The sequence below is a fragment of the Halobiforma lacisalsi AJ5 genome (assembly GCF_000226975.2).
In the GTDB taxonomy this organism is placed as follows: Archaea; Halobacteriota; Halobacteria; order Halobacteriales; family Natrialbaceae; genus Natronobacterium; species Natronobacterium lacisalsi.
In genome coordinates this window covers 1,489,150-1,509,167 of the sequence record NZ_CP019285.1, presented here as the reverse complement: position 1 = coordinate 1,509,167, position 20,018 = coordinate 1,489,150, and the positions used below count along the sequence as shown (strand labels likewise).

21 protein-coding genes are annotated in these 20,018 nt (G+C 67.7%); 10 read left to right on the top strand and 11 right to left on the bottom strand.

Annotated features, from left to right (window positions below; translation table 11 throughout):
* Positions 1–60: 60 nt before the first annotated feature.
* Positions 61–948 carry a molybdopterin synthase gene (locus tag CHINAEXTREME_RS07170; protein WP_007140228.1) on the bottom strand — a complete coding sequence of 296 codons (888 nt, stop codon included), beginning with the start codon at positions 946–948 and terminating at the stop codon, positions 61–63.
* 103 nt (positions 949–1,051) lie between these two features.
* Here CHINAEXTREME_RS07170 and CHINAEXTREME_RS07165 point away from each other — a divergent pair, with 103 nt between their 5' ends.
* The 5 genes from CHINAEXTREME_RS07165 (at position 1,052) to CHINAEXTREME_RS07145 (ending at position 7,866) form a co-directional block, all read left to right on the top strand.
* Positions 1,052–2,089, top strand: a complete 1,038-nt coding sequence (locus tag CHINAEXTREME_RS07165) for a CapA family protein (protein WP_007140229.1) — start codon at positions 1,052–1,054, stop codon at positions 2,087–2,089.
* A gap of 217 nt (positions 2,090–2,306) precedes the next feature.
* Positions 2,307–3,053 (top strand): UMP kinase, encoded by a 747-nt coding sequence (gene pyrH, locus CHINAEXTREME_RS07160; RefSeq protein WP_007140230.1) that lies wholly within the window; start codon positions 2,307–2,309, stop codon positions 3,051–3,053.
* Entirely contained in the window at positions 3,050–4,750 is a 1,701-nt protein-coding gene (gene lysS, locus CHINAEXTREME_RS07155; RefSeq protein ID WP_007140231.1) for a lysine--tRNA ligase, read from the top strand. Before pyrH ends, lysS begins: the two co-directional genes overlap by 4 nt.
* Before the next feature lie 108 nt (positions 4,751–4,858).
* Complete coding sequence (locus CHINAEXTREME_RS07150) at positions 4,859–6,697, top strand: site-2 protease family protein (RefSeq protein WP_007140232.1); 1,839 nt, start codon at positions 4,859–4,861, stop codon at positions 6,695–6,697.
* A gap of 254 nt (positions 6,698–6,951) precedes the next feature.
* Positions 6,952–7,866, top strand: coding sequence for a formyltransferase family protein (locus CHINAEXTREME_RS07145; protein WP_007140233.1), 915 nt, complete (start codon positions 6,952–6,954; stop codon positions 7,864–7,866).
* Positions 7,867–7,880: 14 nt separating this feature from the next.
* Here the strand turns inward: CHINAEXTREME_RS07145 and CHINAEXTREME_RS07140 are convergent, their stop codons facing one another.
* Positions 7,881–8,402 (bottom strand): PadR family transcriptional regulator, encoded by a 522-nt coding sequence (locus CHINAEXTREME_RS07140; protein ID WP_007140234.1) that lies wholly within the window; start codon positions 8,400–8,402, stop codon positions 7,881–7,883.
* A gap of 132 nt (positions 8,403–8,534) precedes the next feature.
* Between CHINAEXTREME_RS07140 and CHINAEXTREME_RS07135 the strand changes: the two genes are divergently transcribed.
* Entirely contained in the window at positions 8,535–10,076 is a 1,542-nt protein-coding gene (locus tag CHINAEXTREME_RS07135) for a heme-binding protein (RefSeq protein ID WP_007140235.1), read from the top strand.
* Between the two features lie 93 nt (positions 10,077–10,169).
* A complete protein-coding gene (locus CHINAEXTREME_RS07130; protein WP_007140236.1) occupies positions 10,170–11,507 on the top strand; it encodes a dicarboxylate/amino acid:cation symporter in 1,338 nt (445 codons plus the stop codon).
* Here CHINAEXTREME_RS07130 and CHINAEXTREME_RS07125 read toward each other — a convergent pair whose 3' ends face one another.
* The 3 genes from CHINAEXTREME_RS07125 to CHINAEXTREME_RS07115 form a co-directional block, all read right to left on the bottom strand.
* Complete coding sequence (locus CHINAEXTREME_RS07125) at positions 11,508–11,693, bottom strand: hypothetical protein (RefSeq protein WP_007140237.1); 186 nt, start codon at positions 11,691–11,693, stop codon at positions 11,508–11,510.
* Positions 11,694–11,818: 125 nt separating this feature from the next.
* The gene (locus CHINAEXTREME_RS07120; protein ID WP_007140238.1) at positions 11,819–12,208 is read right to left on the bottom strand and encodes a DUF5611 family protein; all 390 of its coding nucleotides are present in this window, start codon (positions 12,206–12,208) and stop codon (positions 11,819–11,821) included.
* A 270-nt stretch (positions 12,209–12,478) separates the two neighbouring features.
* Complete coding sequence (locus tag CHINAEXTREME_RS07115) at positions 12,479–13,432, bottom strand: DUF7093 family protein (RefSeq protein WP_007140239.1); 954 nt, start codon at positions 13,430–13,432, stop codon at positions 12,479–12,481.
* 130 nt (positions 13,433–13,562) lie between these two features.
* Between CHINAEXTREME_RS07115 and CHINAEXTREME_RS07110 the strand changes: the two genes are divergently transcribed.
* Genes CHINAEXTREME_RS07110 through CHINAEXTREME_RS07100 form a run of 3 tightly spaced genes read left to right on the top strand, consistent with a single transcriptional unit; the run spans position 13,563 to position 15,479 of the window.
* The gene (locus CHINAEXTREME_RS07110) at positions 13,563–13,859 is read left to right on the top strand and encodes a DUF6432 family protein (RefSeq protein ID WP_007140240.1); all 297 of its coding nucleotides are present in this window, start codon (positions 13,563–13,565) and stop codon (positions 13,857–13,859) included.
* Positions 13,860–13,898: 39 nt separating this feature from the next.
* Entirely contained in the window at positions 13,899–15,014 is a 1,116-nt protein-coding gene (gene ygfZ, locus CHINAEXTREME_RS07105) for a CAF17-like 4Fe-4S cluster assembly/insertion protein YgfZ (protein WP_007140241.1), read from the top strand.
* A gap of 60 nt (positions 15,015–15,074) precedes the next feature.
* Positions 15,075–15,479: a hypothetical protein gene (locus tag CHINAEXTREME_RS07100; protein WP_007140242.1), complete on the top strand. Its 405-nt coding sequence runs from the start codon at positions 15,075–15,077 to the stop codon at positions 15,477–15,479.
* A 1-nt stretch (position 15,480) separates the two neighbouring features.
* On the opposite strand, the gene CHINAEXTREME_RS07095 is transcribed toward CHINAEXTREME_RS07100, so the two are convergent.
* From CHINAEXTREME_RS07095 to CHINAEXTREME_RS07070, 6 genes are all read right to left on the bottom strand, one after another.
* Entirely contained in the window at positions 15,481–16,932 is a 1,452-nt protein-coding gene (locus CHINAEXTREME_RS07095; RefSeq protein ID WP_007140243.1) for an MATE family efflux transporter, read from the bottom strand.
* A 46-nt stretch (positions 16,933–16,978) separates the two neighbouring features.
* Positions 16,979–18,076, bottom strand: coding sequence for a geranylgeranyl reductase family protein (locus tag CHINAEXTREME_RS07090; protein WP_044961568.1), 1,098 nt, complete (start codon positions 18,074–18,076; stop codon positions 16,979–16,981).
* A 70-nt stretch (positions 18,077–18,146) separates the two neighbouring features.
* Complete coding sequence (locus CHINAEXTREME_RS07085) at positions 18,147–18,785, bottom strand: GTP-dependent dephospho-CoA kinase family protein (RefSeq protein ID WP_007140245.1); 639 nt, start codon at positions 18,783–18,785, stop codon at positions 18,147–18,149.
* A 6-nt stretch (positions 18,786–18,791) separates the two neighbouring features.
* Positions 18,792–18,989, bottom strand: a complete 198-nt coding sequence (gene spt4, locus CHINAEXTREME_RS07080) for a transcription elongation factor subunit Spt4 (protein ID WP_006673686.1) — start codon at positions 18,987–18,989, stop codon at positions 18,792–18,794.
* A 2-nt stretch (positions 18,990–18,991) separates the two neighbouring features.
* The gene (locus CHINAEXTREME_RS07075; RefSeq protein WP_007140246.1) at positions 18,992–19,567 is read right to left on the bottom strand and encodes a DNA-directed RNA polymerase; all 576 of its coding nucleotides are present in this window, start codon (positions 19,565–19,567) and stop codon (positions 18,992–18,994) included.
* 1 nt (position 19,568) lies between these two features.
* Positions 19,569–20,018, bottom strand: coding sequence for a PIN domain-containing protein (locus CHINAEXTREME_RS07070; RefSeq protein WP_007140247.1), 450 nt, complete (start codon positions 20,016–20,018; stop codon positions 19,569–19,571).

Below are 20,018 nucleotides of genomic sequence, written 5' to 3'. Positions count from 1 at the left end.
CCGTTCCATTTACCGAGAATGTGGTCGTATTCTAGTAATGTTGGCGTGGAGAAAAGCGGTTCAGGACCGGTCGTGGACCCAGAACTCCTCCTCGACCGTCACTTCCTTCTTGAACAGCGGCACCTCGTCTTTCAGCCGGTTGATCCCGTCTTCGACCGTTCGGAACGCCTCCTCGCGGTGGCCAGCGAGAACGACGACGAAGACGATGTCTTCCCCGTCCTCGACGACGCCCGTCCGATGGTAGAGTTCGACCTCGAGGACGCCGTCGCGGTCCTCGAGTTCCCGTTCGATGGTCGCCATCCGCTCGTCGGCGACGCCCTCGTACTTCTCGAACTCGAGGTACTCGGTGCGGGCGTCGTCTTCGGCGTCTTTCGCCCGGACGCGGCCGGTGAACGTGGCGATCGCCCCGGATCGCTCGGCCTTCGGCGATCGCTTGACGTGTTCGACGAGCGAACCCAGCGTCTCGTAGGGTTCAGTTGCCTCGAGGGCGGCGACGAGGCCGTCGTCCGTCTCCTCGCCCTGGTCGGGTGCGGGGAACGCCGTCTCGAGATCGGCGGGAGCGTCGATGACGGCCAGCCGGGAGTCGTCCCCGTCGGCTTCGGTCGCCTCCGGTCCGACGGCGATCGACGGGTATCGCAGTTGGGAGACGCCCACGACGACTGCGTAGTCGCAGTCGATCGCGAGTCGGTCGAGCGCGTCCTGGACGGTCAGCCCCGTCCCCGTGGCCATCCAGTCGCCGTCCGCGCCGAGGTCGTAGGTGACGTCGCCGCCGAGCGCGACGGAGCCCCCGTCGTCGCGGGCCTGGACCGGCGTCCCGTCGGCGATCGTGGCGTCGTACCTGACGACGCCGACCCGTCCGGTCCGGGAGAGCCGGTCGACGACCCGATCGACGGCCCGTTCCACGGCGTCGCCGTCGGCCCCGCGGTCGATGATGCCGAGTACGTGCATATGCCCGAACCATAGTCGTGTCGGGGTTTGTAGCTGTCGCCGCCCCACCGCGACCCCCGTGGCACCCTGGATCGTTTTGTCTATCACCGTCGAACGTTACCACATGACTCGAGAGGAGGAGACCCACCGGATCGGCTTCGTCGGCGACGTCATGCTCGGTCGCCTGGTCGACCGGCGACAACGCGAGCGGCCGCCCGACGCGGTGTGGGGAACGATGCTCGAGCGGCTCCGGGAACTCGACGCACTCGTCGTCAACCTCGAGTGCTGTCTCTCGACGCGGGGCCGGGAGTGGCGGCGGACGAACCGCCCCTTCCACTTCCGGGCGGACCCCGACTGGGCGGTGCCGGCGCTCGAGGCGGCCGGGGTCGACGTCTGCGCACTGGCGAACAACCACGTGCTGGACTACGAGGTGGTGGCGCTGCGGGATACCCTCGAGCACCTGGACGAGGCGGGGATCGCCCGCACGGGTGCTGGGGAGACGATCGACGAGGCGCTCGAACCGGCGGTCGTTACGGTCGACGGCGACGACCGGAGCGAGGACGCCCTCGAACTTGCCGTCGTCTCCCTGACCGACAACACCCGCGAGTACGCGGCCGACGAGGAGTCGCCCGGAACCGCGTGGATCGACGTCGACGTCGACGACGACCGGACGAGCCGGCGCGTCCGGGAGGCCATAGAGCGCGCTCGAGAGGCGGAGCCGGATCTGCTGGTCGCGTCACTGCACTGGGGTCCGAACATGGTCACGGAACCGCCCGACTCGTTCCGCGAGTTCGGCCGCTGGCTGGTCGAGGAGGGTGTGGACCTCGTCCACGGCCACAGCGCCCACGTCTTCCAGGGGATCGAGGTTCACGACGGGCGGCCGATCCTGTATGATACGGGCGACTTCGTCGACGACTACCGGGTCGATCCGGAACTGCGAAACGACCGGAGTTTCCTGTTCGTTCTCTCGGTCTCGTCGGACGGCGAGCTTCGGGAGTTGCGGCTCGAGCCGACGGAGATCGACGACTGTGCGGCCCGCGAGGCGGGTCCCGACGCGGCCGAGTGGGCCCGAGAGCGGATTCGGGAGCTGTCGTCGCCGTTCGGGACCGAGTTCGAACGCGACGCCGAGTCGCTGGTGCTTCCGTTCGAGCGGGATCGCTAGGGCAGCAGCCGATCTTATCAGTGAGTGAATATCCGAATCGCTGTGCGGCGTACTCGGCGACCGACGAGGTCGGCGTGGCAGGCCCTCTCGGGAACCGAGCGAGCCGTCGTCGGCTCGCTCTCGAGCCGCTGGCTGGCACCGCTTGGCAGACGAACGTATGCCGCCCGCCGGCCAGTTGGCAACCCTTAAGATAGCATCCCGGTTAGACCGGGTTAGCATGAAAGTGGTCGTCTCTATCGGTGGGAGCGTGCTCGTGCCGGAACCCGGTGCGGATCGAGTGGCCGAACACGCTGCCGTCATCGAGGACCTCGTCGAGGACGGCTGTCGGGTCGGCGCCGTCGTCGGCGGCGGGGGTGTCGCGCGCGAATATATCGGAGCCGCCCGGGATCTGGGGGCGAACGAGATCGAACTCGACCAGCTCGGGATCGACGTCACGCGGCTCAACGCACGGCTGCTGATCGCCGCGCTCGGCGAGGAGGCCGTCACCGCGCCCGCGGAGGACTACGACGAGGCCGGCGAGGCACTGCGTCGCGGCGACGTCTCGGTCATGGGCGGGGTCGCCCCGGCCCAGACCACCGACGCCGTCGGGGCCGCGCTCGCGGAGTACATCGACGCCGACCTGCTCGTGTACGCCACGAGCGTCCCCGGCGTCTACAGCGACGACCCCAACGAGTCCGACGACGCGACGAAGTACGACCGGCTCTCGGCCGGCGAACTCGTCGACGCCATCGCCGGCCTCGAGATGAACGCCGGCTCCTCCGCCCCGGTCGACCTGCTGGCGGCGAAGATCATCGAGCGGTCGGGGATGCGAACGATCGTCCTCGACGGCACCGATCCCGACCGGATCGCCCGCGCGGTTCGACAGGGCGATCACGAGGGAACCGACGTGATCCCGGACGGCGTCGGCGAGGAGCCGACGTACTGGGCCGGGGACGAGGAAGCGGAGGACGACCGCGAGCGATGACCGACGAGACCGATACGAACGACACCGACGATCTCGCCTCTAGAGCCGAAATCAGCCCCTATACGCTCCAGCGGGACGACATCGAGACGCAACACGCGTTCTGGGCGGACACGGTCGCGGACCGGATCGAAGACCGCGATCCCGAGGAACCGATCGTCATCAAGGGCGGCATCTCCCCCTCCGGCGTCCCCCACCTCGGGAACGTCAACGAGATCATGCGCGGCTACTTCGTCGCCGAAGCCCTCCGCGAGCGGGGCCACGAGGTCCGCCAGGTCTTCACCGCCGACGACCGCGACCCCCTGCGGAAGCTCCCGCGTACCCTCTGTGATCTCGAGGGGAACCTCGTCGATCTGGGCGAGGTCGACGCCGGCGCGCTCGGCCGCAACCTCGGCTCGCCGTACACCGACATCCCCGACCCGTTCGGCTGCTGTGACTCCTACGGCGACCACTTCTCGCAAATCATTGTCGACAGCGCCGAAGCCGTCGACGTCCCGATCGATCTCGTCTCGAACACGGAACTGTACGAGAACGGCGACCTCGAGGACGTCACCCGGTTCGTTCTCGAGCACCGCGAGCGCGCCCGCGAGGTGCTCGCGGCGTACCAGGACAAGGTCGACGACGAGTACGTCCCGTTCAACCCGATCTGCGAGGAGTGCGGGAAGATTACCGAGACGGTGACGAGCGTCGATCTGGACGGCGACGAACCGACCGTCGACTACCGCTGTACGGACATGGACGCCGGCGACCGCACCATCGAGGGCTGTGGCCACGAGGGTACCGCTACCCTGCGGGAGGGGAAGATGCCCTGGCGCTTCGAGTGGCCCGCCCAGTGGAAGGAACTCGGCGTCGACTTCGAGCCCTTCGGCAAGGACCACGCCGAGGGCTCCTGGCCGAGCGGCCAGGACGTCGCGCGCAACGTCCTCGAGATCGAACCCCCCGTCCCGATGGTCTACGAGTGGTTCACCCTCGAGGGCGAACCGTTCTCCTCCTCGGAGGGCAACGTCATCCTCGTCTCGGACGTCCTCGAGTTGCTCGAACCCGAAGTCCTGCGGTACTTCTTCGCGAAGGATCCCGTGAAGGCCCGGGACTTCAGCATCGAACGCCTCGACCAGCTCGTCGACGAGTTCGACCGCCTCGAGCGGATCTACTTCGGCGAGGTCGAGGCCGACGAGGACGAGACGGCCTTCGCCGAGCGGGTCTACCCGCTGCTGGTCGAGGACCCCCGCGAGGAGCGGATTCGCCTGCCGTACACGTTCGCCGCCGTGCTCGGGATGTTCGACGACCCGGACCTCCGCGAGGAGGTCGCCCGCAAGGAAGGCCACATCCCCGACGACGCCCCCGAGTGGGCGGTCGAGGACGCACTCGCACGCGTCGAACGCGCCCGCAACTGGGCGCGTCGCACGGGCAACGAGTTCGATTACGAACTCAAGCGCAGCGAGATCCCCGACCACGACTTCGACGCGGCGACCGAGGACGCCCTCGAGGAACTGGCCGAGTTCATCGAGGCGGGCCACGATCCCGAGGAGATCCAGGGCGAGATCTACGAGACGGCCAAGCGCCACGACGTCGACGTCGGCGCGTTCTTCGCGGCCGGCTACCGCCTGTTCTTCGACGAGGACCAGGGGCCGAAGCTCGGGCCGTTCCTCGCGAAACTCGATCGGGAGTTCGTCGTGGCCCGCCTGCGCCGCGAGCGATAGCGGTTCCGCGTCGCTCGGCGCTCGGGACCGCGACACGTCCGCACCTGTACCGGCCGGAAACACACACAGACAAAAGCCCTTTGAGAACGCCTCCCTGAGTTAGGAGCGATGGACTACGGGTTCCCTGCTTTCATCTCGCCGCCCGAACTCTTCGGTTCGGAGCTACTGACGTGGGTCGTCGTCGGCCTGGGGCTCTACTGGGCCGCGATCATCGCGCTGCGGAACGCGGACCTGCTCCCCGACTTCGTCGGCACCCAGGGTCCGATCCTCACGTTCCACACCAAGCGTGGGCGCGAGTTCCTCGACTGGCTGTCCGGACCCAGGCGGTTCTGGCGGGCCTGGGCGAACCTCGGCATCGGCATCGCGCTCGTCGTGATGGTCGCGATGTTCGGGTTCCTCCTGCTCGCGGCGATCAGTTCGCTCTCCTCGCCGCAGCCGTCGACGGCCGTCCAGCAACCGCGGAACGTCCTCGTCATCCCCGGCGTCAACGACTTCCTGCCGCTGTCTGCCACCCCCGGCATCGTCTTCGGACTCCTTGTCGGACTCGTCGTCCACGAGGGCGGCCACGGGCTGCTCTGTCGGGTCGAGGACATCGACATCGACTCGATGGGGATCGCGATGCTCGCCGTCCTCCCCGTCGGCGCGTTCGTCGAACCCGACCAGCAAAGCAGCAAGAACGCCTCCCGCGGCAGCCAGACCCGGATGTTCGCCGCCGGCGTCACGAACAACTTCGCGATCACGCTGGTCGCGTTCGCCCTGCTTTTCGGTCCCGTCGCGGGTTCGATCGCCGTCGCCCCGGGTGCCGCCGTCGGCGGCGTCGCCCCCGACTCGCCCGCCGCCGAGGCCGGCCTCCAGCCCAACGATCGGATCACCGCCATCGACGGCACCCCCGTCGAGAGCAACGACGACCTCGCCGACCGCCTCGAGGGCGCCGACGGCGAGCAGGTAACCGTCGAGATCAACGACGGAGAGACGATCACGTTCGACCGCTCGCTGATCGTCACCGCGGCGGTCGACGGCGGTCCCGCGGGACTCGAGGCCGGCGATGCGATCGTCGCGGTCGACGGACAGGAGGTCGCGACCGAACACGAGTTCCGCCAGGCCGTCGGCGACGACGAGGTCGCGACGCTGACGATCGATCCGACCGACGGAGACCGTCTCGAGCGCGAGGTCCCGATCGGTGCGGCCGTTCAGGTGCTCGAGGGTGAACCGCTCGAGTCCGAACTCGGCCCGACCGACGAGACGTTCGTCATTACCTCCTTCGAGGGCGAGCGCGTCCACAGCTACGCCGACCTCGGGCCGCTCCTCGACGGCGGGGAGCCCGGCGACGAGGTGACCCTCGCCGGCTATCTCGGCGGCGAACGGCAGGAACTCGAGGTGACCCTCGGCGAGAGTCCCTACCAGTCCGACGACGGGTTCCTCGGGATCGGCGCGACGCCGGGGACGACCGGCTTCGAGGTCGCGGACGTCGGCGTGCAACTCTACCCGGCCGAAGAGTACCTGACGGTCCTCGGCGGCGAAGGTGACAGCAGCTTCGGCGTGCTCACCGACAGCTTCCTCGGCAAGATCGGCATCGCCCTGCTGTTGCCGATCGTCGGCGTCATCGGCGCGCTCCCGTTCAATTTCGCCGGCTTCACGGGCGGCATCGAGAACTTCTACCAGGTTCAGGGAACGATGGCCGCGCTCGGCGACACCACGGTGTTCCTGATCGCGAACCTGCTGTTCTGGACCGGCTGGATCAACGTCCAACTGGGCTTTTTCAACTGCATCCCCGCCTTCCCGCTGGACGGCGGCCACATCCTCCGGACCAGCACGGAGGCGGTGATCTCCCGGCTCCCGATCGACGCGACCCGCCGGAGGGTCCGGATGGTGACGACCTCGGTCGGGCTGACCATGCTGATCAGCTTCCTGGCAATGTTGTTCGCACCGGGAATACTCGCCGGGTAACGCCGCGTACGGGCGGCGTTCGTTCGAAACCGGAGCCAACGGCCGTCGTTCGACGCGGCTACCGCTCGAGGCCCGGATTCCGTCCGCCGACTCCGACGAGATCTGCCCGTCCGACAGCCGGAGGCCCTTCCGTCGGTCGATCTTGCGACCGGCAACGGCGCGGCCGACCGAACGTATCGGAGCGATACGGACTCGTTGGCCACGAAAAAGGAACTGGTAACTAAGAGCCAGGAATCCCCGTCCCCGGCAGAGAGATGTCCGCCGCTCACCCGTTGCGGGTCGGAGTCCTGAGTGAGTCCTTTCTCTACGAGTGGCAGGTCCGCGCGCTCGAGCGGTTACGGGACCAAACTGGAACGGAACTCTCGCTGGTCGTCCGGAATGCCGATTCGGACGCGGAAGCCGAATCCTGGAACTCGAAGGATCGGATCACCCTCGCGGACGTCCGAGAGTTCGTCGACACGTTTCGCCTGGAACGGGCCTGGACCTTCGTCCTCGCCGAGCGGGCGCTGGGGCGGGTGCTGGGCGACGAACAGCCACTGTGGCACCGCCGGTCCGTGGAGAACGTCGACGCCGTCGCCGACGCAGATCACCTCGCCTGCGAGCCCTTGACCGACGACGGCTGGAACGAACTCCCCGACGACGCTGTCGATACGATTGCCGACCGGTGTGACGTCGTCGTCCGGTTCGGGTTCGGACTCGTCCGCGGAGACGTTCTTACGGCCCCGGAGTACGGCGTGGTGAGTTTCCACCCGGCCGACATTCGAGAGTACCGGGGCATGGGGCCGCCGGCGATATTCCACGACGGCCGCTCCCGCGCCGGCACGACGCTCCAGCGACTGGACGAGTCGATCGACGGCGGCGAGATCGTCGCCTACGACGAGGTGTCGCTCGAGGGATGTTACACGCTCTGGGACGTGTTCGACCGGCTCGCGACCCTACAGGTTCGGCTGCTGAGCGAGGGAGTCGCCAACCTTCGGGACCCGTCGTTCGAACCCGAATCGGTTCCGGACGACCGACTCGGCGAGTTCTACTACCGGAGCCAGCGCCGGACGGTGCCGTTCGCGGCGCGAGTGCTCGCGAAGAACGTCGCCGGACGGGTTCGCAGACGGCTCGAGAACCGAGAGCCGCTCGAGGAAGGGGTACAGCGGGGCGAACGAACCGAGTCGTAGGGAGCTCGTCACTCCTACTCCTCGTCGATGCCGTGGCGCTCGTAGAACTCCTCGGGAGTCGCGTCGATCCGCTCGAACTCCGTGTCGAAGTAGTGTTCGTGGTGGCGAACGACCTGTTCGACGACCCACCGGCTGAACTCCTCGGTGAACCGCCACTCGCCCTCGACTTCGGGGATTTCGAACCGGTCGTCCGTCGAGAACGCCGCGTAGACGTGGAAAAACCCCAGGATGACGTCGGCGAAGTCACGCCCCTTCTCGGCGCTTTCCTCCCGGCGGGCCGCGAGTTCCTCGCGCCCGTCGTCGGTGAGTTCGAAGTACTTCCGGTCCGGTTCGTCCTCGCGTTCGATGCGTTCTGCCCATCCCTTCTCCTCGAACTTGTAGAGGATGGGGTAGACCGACCCGTAAGACGGCTCCCAGTGACCGCCGCTGATATCCTTGATCTCCTTGAGGATCTCGTACCCGTACCGCGGTTTCTCCTCGAGGAGTTCGAGGACGAGATAGGCGATGACTCCTTTCGGCGGCCCACTTTTCCGCATGTGATCCGTGATTTAAACGGACGTACGTAAAGGGTTTCGGTCCCAGCAACGCGCCGTTCGTACGGCCCGTCGAATGCCGGGTGCTGAAAACGAAGCAGTCCCTTCTTATCGGTCGCTTCCTAACCCCCGGCCATGGAAGGACGGACACCACCGCGAACCAAAGAGGGCTGGTACATCCTGCACGACTTCCGGACGATCGACTGGGACGCCTGGCGAGACGCCCCGGAACACGTCCGCGACCGTGCACTCGAGGAGGGGCAGTCGTTCCTCGCCGACTGTGAGCGGGTCGCCGACGCCGAGGACGGCGACTCCGCGCTCTTTGCCATGCTCGGTCACGAGACGGATCTCCTGTTCATGCACATCCGGCCGACGATGGCCGACGTCGAGCAGGTGGGTCGGCGGTTCGATCAAACTGCGCTCGCCGAGTTCACCGAGCGAACGGACTCCTACGTCTCGGTCGCGGAGGTCTCCGACTACGTCACCGACGCCTACTTCGAGGACGACGAGGAGGTCGAAGACACCGGCCTCTCGCGGTACTTAGAGCAGAAACTCTACCCGCAGATCCCCGACGCGGAGTACGTGAACTTCTACCCGATGGAGAAACGGCGCGATCCGGAGTACAACTGGTACGACCTGCCGTTCGAGGACCGCTCGGAACACATGAGTTCCCACGGCGACATCGGCCGCAGTTACGGCGGCAAGGTCAGCCAGATCACCGCGGGCAGCATCGGGTTCGACGACTACGAGTGGAGCGTCTCGCTGTTCGCGGACGACCCCGCGAACATCAAGAACCTGCTCGCCGAGATGCGGTTCGATCCCTCGACCTCGAAGTACGCCGAGTTCGGCCGGTTCTACGTCGGACGGCGGTTCGAGCCCCACGATCTAGACGCCTACATGGCCGGCGACGCGGTTCCGGCGGAAGACGCCGACGCGGGTCATCCCCACGCTCACGGTGAGGAGCATCCGGGTGAAAGCGGCGACGAGGGGCACGGTCACGGTCACGGCGACGACCAGGGCCACGACCACGGCGACGCCGACACCGACGACGCCGGCGGCCCGCCCAGCAGCGTCGCCGGCGACGGCGTCCGCGACGAACTCGAGGAGATGGGCGTCTACGGCGGCCAGCCCCACGGCGAGGACGTCTACGCGGTCGTCCTCTACTCCGAAGCCAACTCCGAGGAACTGTTCGACGAGGTCGAGGGGCTCCGGTCGAACTTCGACCACTACGACACCCACGTCAAGACTGCCGTCTACGACTCCGTGACCGGCGACGAAGGCGCCGAGAACGCCGTCGTCAGCCTCTGGGACACCGAACGGGCCGCAGACACCGCGGCCGGGTTCCTCGCCGACCTCCCCGACGTCGTTCGCCAGGCCGGCGACGACGACGCGGACTCGTGGGGGACGATGGGCATGTTCTACACCGTCAAGCCCGAACACCGCGAGGACTTCGTCGGCACCTTCGGCGACGTGGCCGGCCTGCTCGCGGAGATGGACGGTCACCGGAAGACCGACCTCCTCGCGAACCGCGAGGACGAGAACGACATGTTCATCGCCAGCCGGTGGGACTCCCGCGAGGACGCGATGGCGTTCTTCCGCAGCGAGGAGTTCTCCGAGACGGTCGACTACGGTCGCGACGTCCTCGCGGATCGACCGCGCCACGTCTTCCTGGCCTGAATCGGGTTTCGGCTTCTCCACTCCCGTCGGAGATAACGGTCAGACTCACCGATACCGACACAGGTTGCCGCCCCCTGTCCCAAACGGCAGTCGATGAGTACGACATCCGAGTCGCTTCCGAGACGTACGTGGCGTCGGTATCGATCGATCCCCATCATCTATCGCATCGCGGTCGCGTTCGTCCTCGGGACCGCGCTCGGCGGCCTCGTCGGCGAACGGGCCGGCGTCCTCGAGCCGCTCGGCGATCTCTTCTTGCGCCTGCTCGAGATGCTGATCGTCCCGCTGATCGTCTTCACGCTGCTGGGCGGGATGCGGAAGCTCACGCCCTCGAAGCTCGGCAAGGTCGGCGGGCTGACCGTGGGCCTCTACGCGGTGACGACGACGATCGCGGCCGCGATCGGCCTCGCCGTCGCGAACCTGTTCGACCCTGGGACCGCGGTCGAGTTCGTCGGCGGCGAAGCCCAGGAGGCCGAGCCGCCGACGGTCGCGGAAGTCGTGCTAGGTATCGTCCCCGAGAACCCGCTGGCCGCGATGGTCGACGGCGACATCCTCTCGACGATCTTCTTCGTGGTCGTGTTCGGACTGGCGCTGACGATGGTCCGCGAGGCGACGACCGACGAAACGGTCGCGGACGCGATCGACGGCTTCTTCGCCTTCGTCGACGCCGGCACCGAGGCCCTGTTCAAGATCGTCTGGGGCGTCATGGAGTACGGCGTGATCGGCGTCTTCGCCCTCATGGCGGCCTCGATCGGCACCGAAGGGCTGGGCGCGATCGTCCAGCTCGGGGCGCTCGTGGCCGTCATCGCCGTCGGGATCGTCATCCACATGAGCGTCACCTACCTCGGCGTGATGACCCTCGGGATCCTCGGGGAGTCGCCGCTGTCGTTCCTCGCCGGCGCGAAAGACGCCATGGTGACGGCGTTTACGATCCGCTCCTCGAGCGGTACGCTGCCGGTGACGATCGCCGACGCCGACGAGAACCTCCGGATCGACGAGTCGGTCTACGGCTTCGGCCTGCCCCTCGGCGCGACAATCAACATGGACGGCGCGGCCATCCGGCAGGCGGTGACGGCAGTATTTGCCGCCAATCTGGTCGGCGTCACCCTGGGCGTGGGCGAACAGGTGCTCGTGCTCGCGACCGTGATCCTGATCAGCATCGGGACGGCTGGCGTCCCCGGTGCCGGGTTGATCATGCTGTCGGTCATCCTGACCGCGCTCGGACTACCCCTCGAGATCGTCGGCTTCGTCGCGGGCGTCGACCCGATCCTCGGCCGGATCGCGACGACGAACAACGTCACCGGCGACCTCGCCGTCGCGTCGGTCGTCGGCAAGTGGACCGACGGCATCGACCTCTCCTCGGGCGTCTGGTCCGACGTGCCCGACGAGGCGGCCGGTGAGGGCGGTGGCGAGGGCGTCGCCGCCGGGGACTGATCAGCGCCCTCCCTCGGTCGCTTCGTCGTAGAAGAAGTACCCCGCAACGCCCGCGAGTCCGAGCGCGAGCGTGATGTAGGGCCAGTTTCCGGCGTCGCCGTCAGTCAGCACTGCGTGTCCGGTCACGAACCCCGCCAGTCCGACGTGGGTCACGAGCGTCGCGAGGAGAAACGCCGAGAGGTCCATGTCCGAGGTATTCGAGGGTGCGCGGATAGCCGTTTCGAAGCCACCGGAGAAGCTCCGGCCGATCGCGATACCCGTCGCTGGACGGCGTGTTCCCGAACAGGGAGAGAACAGTGAGTTACGCTCCGTCAGGCGTCGACGTCGTGGTCCGGGTCGTCCTCGACGGCGCGTTTCATCGAGTCGCGACGGGCCTTCGCGTCCCGACCGGTCGCCTCGAGGAGGAAGTCGTTCTTGGCGTCGACGGCCTCGCTCGCGGCCTCGAGTTCGTCGGGGCCGAGTTCGGTGGGGTCGCGTTCGTGGAACTCGACGCCGAGTTTGTCCTTCTTCCCGGAGTATTCGACTGCGCCGACGACGATCTTCTCGAAGACGGGGTTGTCGGGCTCCTCGATCACGTAGAGGTCGCTGCCCTTGTACTCCTGGGTTCCCGTGACGGACCCGAAGTAGTCCTCGATCGTGTCCTGCATGTCCGGGATTCGCTCCTCGAGATATTCACCGCGACGCATCTTGTACTCCTTCATGGATTGGAGATACACGGCGGACTGTTTACCTCTTTTCATAGCCGTCGATATCGGGAGGGAGTGGCGCGTGCGAGACGCGAATCGGCGGTTCGTGTTGTCTGTCTGGTTGACACGAGGGAACCGCGCCACAGGGATTCGAGAGAGAGAGAAAGAAGAACACCAGTGGCCGATCCGCATCGTACGGTTTCCTGTTCCTGTTCCTGTGGGTGGTTCCGGCGAAACCGCGATCAGAGCGGCGGTTGCCCTGGAAAACCGTTCCAGCACTCCGTATCAGTGCCGCGGCCGCTCGCCGAGATACCCCTTGCGGCAGTCGGGACAGATGTCGCCGGCCCGCAGCGAGGCGCGGTTCTCCGCGGCGACGTAGTCACACCGGGGGCAGTAAAACTCCGTGGGCACGTCCTCGTCGGCCGGATCCTCTTCCGTCGGCACCGGTACCGAGCCGTCGCGTTCGATGCCGGAACCGCTCTCGAGGGCGGGTTCCTCGCTCGAGTCGTCGTCTTCCATCGCCTCGAGGTCGGCGGTCACGTCGGCAGCACTGATACCGTCGGAGCCGCCCGTCCCGCCGGCGGCCGTCCCGACGTCGCCCTCGGAGACGCCGCGGTCGACGCCGTCGGGGACGCCGGTCTCGCTCGAGTCGTGCTCGAGGACGACTGCGTCGTCGTCGGTCGGGTCACCGACCTCGGCCTCGGGCCACTCGGTCGGGTTCTCCTCCTCGACCGGCGGGCCGACGTCGCTCGAGTCGGGCCACTCACCGTGTTCGCGGTCGCTGTCGCGGTCGCGATCGGCCGGTGAGTCCTCGAGGATCTCGCCGTCGTCGTCGGCGGCCGTCGCCACGGTGTCGTCCGCGTCCGTGTCGGCGTCGGCCGTCGGCTCGACGGTCTCGGTTTCGCCGGCGTCCGCGTCGATGAACTCGACGTCTTCGCCGTCGGCGGCGCTCTCGGGCTCGGAGCCGGACGGTTGTTCGGAGTCGATGTCGGACTCGGGCCCGGGTTCAGGTACGGATTCGGGTTCGGGTTCGTGTTCGTCGGGCAACTCGTCGCCGTCGATCGCGGAGGAGATGCTCGTCACTTCCGTGTTCTCGCTGATGACGTTCCGTTCGCCACAGCGGGTACACTCCTCGTACTCCTGGACGGTAACGACGACTTCACTGCCCCGTTCTTCGCGCTCGCGTTCGACGTCGGGATCGCCGTAGTCGTGTCCGAGCAGCGAACATCGCAGGACCATTGTCACACCGTTCCGAGCGGGGCCATAAAAAACGTACCGCCTGGGTCCGGCGGGGCGACGACAGTGCCGCCCCGACTCGAGGGTCGCCAACGACAAACGTCAAATCCCGGGTCGTCGAATACCAACACGGATGAAAGCAAAGCGGGAGTACCGGAACCGGGAGCGGACGGAAGTCGCGGTACTCGACGCACTCGTCGATCGAGCCGACGACGGCATGACCGTCTTCGAACTCCGCGCGGCCGTCGAGGCGGAGATCGACGACCTCGAGGACGCTCTCGCGACCCTGAAGACCGACGGCCTCATCGTCGTCGAATCGGACGGCGACCAGACCCTCATCAAGCCCGCCGACCGGGTGATTCCCGAGGTTCCCGACGAAGAGCCCGAGGAATCGATCGGCGACTGGCTCCGGGACCGGCTGCCTTTTTGAATCGAAACGCCTGATACGCTCAGGCTCCTGACTGGAGGCATGAGCGTCATCGAGTCGATCCACGAGGACCACGGCGCGACGTTCGGCGAACGGGGCGACCGGACCGTCGTCGAACACTTCGGCCGGCCCGAGCGGACCCACCGTGCGGTCCGCAACGGCGTCGGCCTGATCGAGATGGTCTCCGGCGTGGTCGTCGTGGAGGGCGACGACCGCCTCGAGTACGTCGACAACGTGGTCTCGAACCGCGTCCCCGACGAGGACGGCCAGGGCTGTTACGCGCTCGTCCTCGATCCCCAGGGAGGCATCGAGGTCGAACTGTACGTCTACAACGCCGGCGAGCGGCTCTTGCTTTTCGTCCCGCCGCAAAAGGCCGAACCGCTGGCCGAGGAGTGGTCCGAGAAGATCTTCATCCAGGACGTCGAGATTCGGGTCGCAACGGACGACTACGCGATCTTCGGGATTCACGGCCCCCAGGCTACCGAGAAGGTCGCGAGCGTCCTCAACGGAGCCGCCTCGCCCGAGGACCGGCTCTCGTTCGTCCGCGGCTCGATGGGCGACTCCGGCGTGACCGTCGTCCGGACCGACGCGCTCGCGGGCGAGGAGGGCTACGAGGTGATCTGCGCCGCCGCCGACGCCGAGTCCGTCTACGACGTCCTCCTCAACCAGGGGCTGAACGCGGCCCCCTTCGGCTACCGGACCTGGGACTCCCTCTGTCTCGAGGCCGGGACGCCGCTGTTCGACACCGAACTCGAGGGCGAGATCCCGAACGTCCTCGGGTTACGGAACGCCCTGGACTTCGAGAAGGGCTGTTACGTCGGCCAGGAGGTGGTCTCCCGTGTCGAAAACCGCGGGCAGCCGAGCCGCCAGTTGATCGGACTGACAATCGCCGGCGAAAGCGAAGCGGAAGCCGCCGAGGGGCCAGTTCCCGAGTCCGGCGCGGCCGTCTTCGACGGCGACGCCTCCGTCGGCGAGGTCACCCGCGCCGGAGAGAGCCCGCTGCTCGAGGAGCCTATCGCGCTCGCGGTCGTCGACTACGGCCTCGAGAGCGACGACCTGACGGTTCGCGTCGGCGGCGAGGAGGTGCCGGCGACCCGGACCGAGTTGCCGTTCTACGAGGGCTCGGATCGCTCGGGTCGGCTGCCGACCTACGAGTGACGGGACGAGGCCGGAAGCCGCCGGCCCGGGCCTGACGGCCGTCCGGGTTCGAAGGACCGTATGAACGACAGCATCGACGACGCCGATCTCGAGGAACTCACCGAACGAGTCCGCACCCAGTCGGCGGAAGCACCCGGCTCCGACACCGAACGCGTGACGATCCGGTCGCTCGAGGTGATCAACTCCGACTCGCTCGCGACGCTCCGCGAGGAGTTCGAAACGGACCCGCCGACCGAAACGAACGCCGAGCCGACGTTCGTCCTCTCCGAGGAGAACGCCGATCGTCTGCTCGAGGACTCGTCGGAGTCCGACCTGGAGGCGCTCGAGGACCGACTCGGCCGACCGGTGACCGTCAGCGGGGAGATGCCCGACGACACCGTCTTGCTGCTGACACCCGACGCCGTCGACGGCGCGGAGCTGCTCGAGCCGGAGGGGATCGCCTGCGGGATCGTCGTCAGTCGCTAACTCAATCCTCACCCGGCTCCGCGGACGGCCGGTACTTCCGACTCACCGCCTTCCAGCGGCCGCGCCGGAACAGCCAGTAGTTGATTCCGCCCGGGACGTAGGTCTCGAGCAGAAAGGCGAGATAGAGTCCGCCGACGCCAAGCGGCGTGACGAGACCGATGGCGGCCGCCGGAAGCGCGAAGACGTAGCGGCCGACCAGCGAGGCGACGAACGGCAGTCGCGTGTCGCCGGCCCCCAGCAGCGCACCCGCGGCGGCCCCGTCGATCCCGTAGCCGACCGCGCTGACCGCGCCGACGGCGACGAAGACTGCGGCCTGGGCGATCTCGCCCGGGTCGGCGACGAATAGCCCGGCGATCGGTTCCGCGAGGGCGATCACCAGGAGGCCGGCCGCGGCGTAGATCAGGACCGACAGCCGGACGATGGCCGCGCCGAACGCGCCGGCCTCGTCCTCCTCGTTGGCCCCGAGTCGCTGTCCCACGAGCGAACTCGCGGCCAGCGACAGTCCCCAGTTGATGCTGTTGATGAGCCCGCGGATCCGGCGACCGACCTCGACCGCGGTCACGACGACCGGCCCGAAGGCGGCGGCGATCCAGAGTAGCGGGAACACGGCGACTCCCTGGGCCAGCCGACGGCCGATCTCGGGCGTCGAAATCTCGACCAACTGCCTCGCCAGTCCCAGGTGAAGCCACGGGCCCGAACGCGTGATCGGCACCGGGCTGGGTTCCATCCCGAGGCGGCCGTACGATCGTCCGCTCATCCCCCAGCCGAGGACGAGGGTGACGAACCCCGTCGACAGGGTCGTCCCGAGTCCCGCGCCCGCGACGCCCATGCCGAAGCCGAAGATGAAGGCGGCGCTGAGGACGATGTTCAACACCGCACCCCCGGCGCGGGCGACCATCTCCGTGTACGTGTCGCCGACGCCGGTGTAGGTCCGACTGGCGATGAGATTGAGGAGTTCGAACAGCACGGCCGGCGCGACGAAGACCAGGTACGTCGCCCCGTACTCGACGAGCGCCGGGTCGGCGTCGAACAGGCCGATCAGCGGCTCGGCAAACAGGAGGAAAGCGCCGACAAGCGGCAGTGCGATCGCCGTCGCCAGCAGGACGCTCTGGGTTACCACCAGCGAGGCCCGCTCGGTCGCCTCGCCGCCGTAGTTCTGCGAGACGAGGCTGACGGTGCCGCCGGCCAGCCCCAGCCCCAGCATCGTCACGATCTCCCAGTACGCGAGCGCGAAGGCCATCCCGCCGGTGCTCGCGATGCCGACGGCCGTCCCGACCATCGCCAGGTCGGCCGTCTGCTTGGACATGATCGCGAACCCGGTGACGATCCGGGGCCAGGCCAGGTCCATCGTCGGCCGGAACCGATCGCTCGAGATGATCCCCAGGCGCTCGAGCGCCCCGGCGATGCGATCGACCGCGACCCGACGCCAGCGGCGGCTCCGACCGTCCGTCATCGGACGTTCGTTCCCGGACGGGAGCCTTCGGTCTGTCGGCTCGCCGTCAGCGGAACGCCCGGGAGACCATCGCCTGGAGGTGATCCCGCGAGAGCAAGGAGGTCGGGCGGTCCATGTGTACCCCGATCTTCCCCGACAGCGCCCCCAGGCCGATCCGCTGGACCGGTTCGGGCAGCGAGTACGCCCGGCGGAGCCAGTGGCCCAGCGACTGCTCGCGCTCTATGTCGTCGCGCCAGGCGCGTTCGTAGGCCGCGAGCGTCGTCGGCCGGTCGGGGTCGATCTCGCGGGCGGCGTGGTCGGCCGAGGTCATGCCATAGAGGATGCCGCCGCCGGTGAACGGCTTGGTCTGGGCGGCCGCATCGCCGAGCAGGAAGCCCCGGCGGGTGGTCACTCGCTCGGGGGGACCGATCGGGATCGCACCCGAGCAGCGATGGGAGACGTCGACCTCGTAGCCGTCGATCAGTTCCTCGAAGTGTTTGTTTACCTGGACGCCCGGCGGCGCAGCAAGCCCGTACTCGACGCCGGCATCGCCACGCGGAATGCGCCACGCGAAGAACGTCGGCGCGGTCAGGTGGACGTCGACGAAGTCCTGGTGGTCCTCCTCCTCGGAAAAGGCGAGCACGCCGTGGAGGAGTTCGCCCGGTTCCGGCAGGTCGAGTTCGTCCCGCACCCTCGAGCGGGGCCCGTCACAGCCGGCGACCATCTTCGCCTCGAAGGTGTGAACGTCGTCGGGGCCGCTGGCGACGACCTCGACGCGGTCGCGGTGCTCGCGGACCTCGGTGACGGTGTGTTCCTCGCGGACGTCGGCACCGGCCTCGCGCGCGAGGTCGGCGAGGTGTCGGTCGAGGCCGACGCGGTCGATGACGTTCGAGGCGACCTCGTCCTTGTAGAAGGGGTAGGCGTCGCTTCGCGGCCCGCCGACGTGGAACCGCGCGCCGTAGATCTCGTTCTGGAAGAGTTCCTCGCGGGCACCGGGGCCGGTAAACTCCCAGACGTCGGTGCTCACGTGGCCCGAGCAGGCAAGCGGCGTGCCGACGGTCCCCTGCTCGAGAGCGAGCACGTCGTAGCCCTTCTCGGCGGCCCGCCGGGAGAAGCGCGCGCCGGCGGGACCGACGCCGACGACGACGAAATCGTACTCGTACATGTCGGTCACGTTCACCTGGGCCGATAAATATCCTGTCGAACGGACCGCTGCCGGAGAACGGACGGGAGAATCACTCGAGCAGCGTCCAGAACCGCTCTACGTCGCCGTCGAACCGGTCGAGCAGGTCACGGACCTCCTCGCGGACCTCCTCGGTCACCCGGACGTGGACCATCCCCTCGCCGGGCTGGCCGTAGACGACGCTCGCACCGTCGGGCGCGGCGACGATCGCCGGCAGGACGACCAGGTCCTCCTCGCCGTCGACCAGGATCGTCGTCGGCTCCATCCGCTCGAGGGCCTCACAGAGCGCCCAGACGACGTCCTCGGTGATCTCGGCGGGCGGGTTCACGGCCTCGAGGCTTGTACCTTCGGTGACGGTGTCCCGGATCTCCTCGTCGACGGTCTCGCGTTCGGTGCGCTCGTCGACGAGGGCGACGTCGGGACGGCAGTCGGCCTCGAGCAGGTGGTAGGTGACGACGTCGCCGACCGCGATCAGCGGCTCGCCGACGTCCTCGAGCAGGGCGTCCGCGTCGGTCTCGATCGGCCCGAGCGGCTCTTTGAGTTCGCTCCGCAGGTCGTCGGGCAACACGAGTAGCTGGTCGGCCGGATCGGAGACGACGTCGGTCGCTCCGGGCCCGGACCCGTCGGTCGCGCTCGCGTCCTCGTCGCCGCCGCGGTCGCGGTCGGCGTCGTCGGGTTCGTCGCTCGTCACGGCGGGTCAGCGGACCTTCAGCGCATACGCGCCGGGTTCGGTGATCTGCATTTCCGTCGCGATCTCGCTGTCCTCGGGATGGGCGATGACGACGTAGCCGGCCCAGTCCTCGGTCAGCGACGAGGAGTTACACGCGTCGCAGGTCTCGTTGTCCGGTTCGTTGACCCGGTGACACTCGCGACAGACGAGACGATCGGATGCCATGGTTATTCACCTTCGGTCGCGGTTGCTTCCCGCTTTTCGTGTTCTTCCTCGAGCCAGCCGTGTTTGCCCAGGCCGGGCTGTTTCGCCGTGAGGCCGATCTTCGAGTCGCGGGGGTTGCGCTCGTCGATGCTCTTGGTGACGATTCGGGCGCGGACCGCATCGTCGACCGCCAGCGTGCGGTTGGACTCGTTCGAGGCGAGTTGCTGGTTCTCGCCGTCGAAGGCGAGGTACTCGTCGCTGATCTGGGAGACGTGCAGCAGGCCGTCGACCGGTCCGATGCCGACGAAGGCGCCGAACTCGACGACTTCGACGACCGTGCCGTCGACGACTTCCTGCATCTGCGGGTCGAAGGTGACGGCGTCGAAGTCGGCTTCGTAGTAGACGCCGGGTTCGTTGGGCAGCACCGTCCCCTCACCGATGTCGTGGACTTCGGTGACGGAGACGACGCTTCCCACCTCCTCGTCCATGCGTCCCTCGAGTTTGTCCTGCAGCAGTCGCTTCACGAGGTCCGGCGAGACGTCGCCGAGCTCCTCCGGCGGTACTTCTACCGTGTCCTTCAGTCTGACCCGTTTGTACATTCTATGGTTGAGTGATCGCTAACTTGTTTCTCCCGCGTAATGCAATTACCGGTACGTTCGCCTCGAGCACACGGTCACGCAGCGGGCGGTCGTTCGTGACGACGTAGTCGACGTTGCCCTCGCGGGCGAGTTCGACCAGGGCGTCGTCGGCGTACGACGCTTCCGTGTCGACGACGAGACAGCGCTCGGTCGCGAGGTCGCGGCCGACGTTCGCGGCCGTCCCCTCCCGTCCGCCCTTCTCGGAGAGGCGGCGCAGTTCCTCGAGGACGGCCTGGGGGGTGATCGCCTCGTAGCCCTCCGTTCGCGGCTGATCGCCGCTCGCTTCCTCGGGTGTGCGTCGCGCACCGCCGAGGAGCCGCTCGAGTTCGTCGAACAGTCGCACGTCGAGTTCGACCGGCATCATCAGCGCGCTCGTGTCGAGTGCGACCCGCGTCCGGCCCTGCGTACTCAT

Coding starts and splice junctions, on each gene's coding strand:
- CHINAEXTREME_RS07130 (WP_007140236.1), top strand. CDS start 10,170: ATGAGTACGACATCCGAGTCGCTTCCGAGACGTACGTGGCGTCGGTAT.
- pyrH (WP_007140230.1), top strand. CDS start 2,307: ATGAAAGTGGTCGTCTCTATCGGTGGGAGCGTGCTCGTGCCGGAACCC.
- CHINAEXTREME_RS07170 (WP_007140228.1), bottom strand. CDS start 948: ATGCACGTACTCGGCATCATCGACCGCGGGGCCGACGGCGACGCCGTG.
- spt4 (WP_006673686.1), bottom strand. CDS start 18,989: ATGGCATCCGATCGTCTCGTCTGTCGCGAGTGTCACCGGGTCAACGAA.
- CHINAEXTREME_RS07140 (WP_007140234.1), bottom strand. CDS start 8,402: ATGCGGAAAAGTGGGCCGCCGAAAGGAGTCATCGCCTATCTCGTCCTC.
- CHINAEXTREME_RS07120 (WP_007140238.1), bottom strand. CDS start 12,208: ATGAAGGAGTACAAGATGCGTCGCGGTGAATATCTCGAGGAGCGAATC.
- CHINAEXTREME_RS07100 (WP_007140242.1), top strand. CDS start 15,075: ATGAACGACAGCATCGACGACGCCGATCTCGAGGAACTCACCGAACGA.
- CHINAEXTREME_RS07145 (WP_007140233.1), top strand. CDS start 6,952: ATGTCCGCCGCTCACCCGTTGCGGGTCGGAGTCCTGAGTGAGTCCTTT.
- CHINAEXTREME_RS07075 (WP_007140246.1), bottom strand. CDS start 19,567: ATGTACAAACGGGTCAGACTGAAGGACACGGTAGAAGTACCGCCGGAG.
- lysS (WP_007140231.1), top strand. CDS start 3,050: ATGACCGACGAGACCGATACGAACGACACCGACGATCTCGCCTCTAGA.
- CHINAEXTREME_RS07125 (WP_007140237.1), bottom strand. CDS start 11,693: ATGGACCTCTCGGCGTTTCTCCTCGCGACGCTCGTGACCCACGTCGGA.
- CHINAEXTREME_RS07095 (WP_007140243.1), bottom strand. CDS start 16,932: ATGACGGACGGTCGGAGCCGCCGCTGGCGTCGGGTCGCGGTCGATCGC.
- CHINAEXTREME_RS07110 (WP_007140240.1), top strand. CDS start 13,563: ATGAAAGCAAAGCGGGAGTACCGGAACCGGGAGCGGACGGAAGTCGCG.
- CHINAEXTREME_RS07150 (WP_007140232.1), top strand. CDS start 4,859: ATGGACTACGGGTTCCCTGCTTTCATCTCGCCGCCCGAACTCTTCGGT.
- ygfZ (WP_007140241.1), top strand. CDS start 13,899: ATGAGCGTCATCGAGTCGATCCACGAGGACCACGGCGCGACGTTCGGC.
- CHINAEXTREME_RS07115 (WP_007140239.1), bottom strand. CDS start 13,432: ATGGTCCTGCGATGTTCGCTGCTCGGACACGACTACGGCGATCCCGAC.
- CHINAEXTREME_RS07165 (WP_007140229.1), top strand. CDS start 1,052: ATGACTCGAGAGGAGGAGACCCACCGGATCGGCTTCGTCGGCGACGTC.
- CHINAEXTREME_RS07070 (WP_007140247.1), bottom strand. CDS start 20,018: ATGAGTACGCAGGGCCGGACGCGGGTCGCACTCGACACGAGCGCGCTG.
- CHINAEXTREME_RS07135 (WP_007140235.1), top strand. CDS start 8,535: ATGGAAGGACGGACACCACCGCGAACCAAAGAGGGCTGGTACATCCTG.
- CHINAEXTREME_RS07090 (WP_044961568.1), bottom strand. CDS start 18,076: ATGTACGAGTACGATTTCGTCGTCGTCGGCGTCGGTCCCGCCGGCGCG.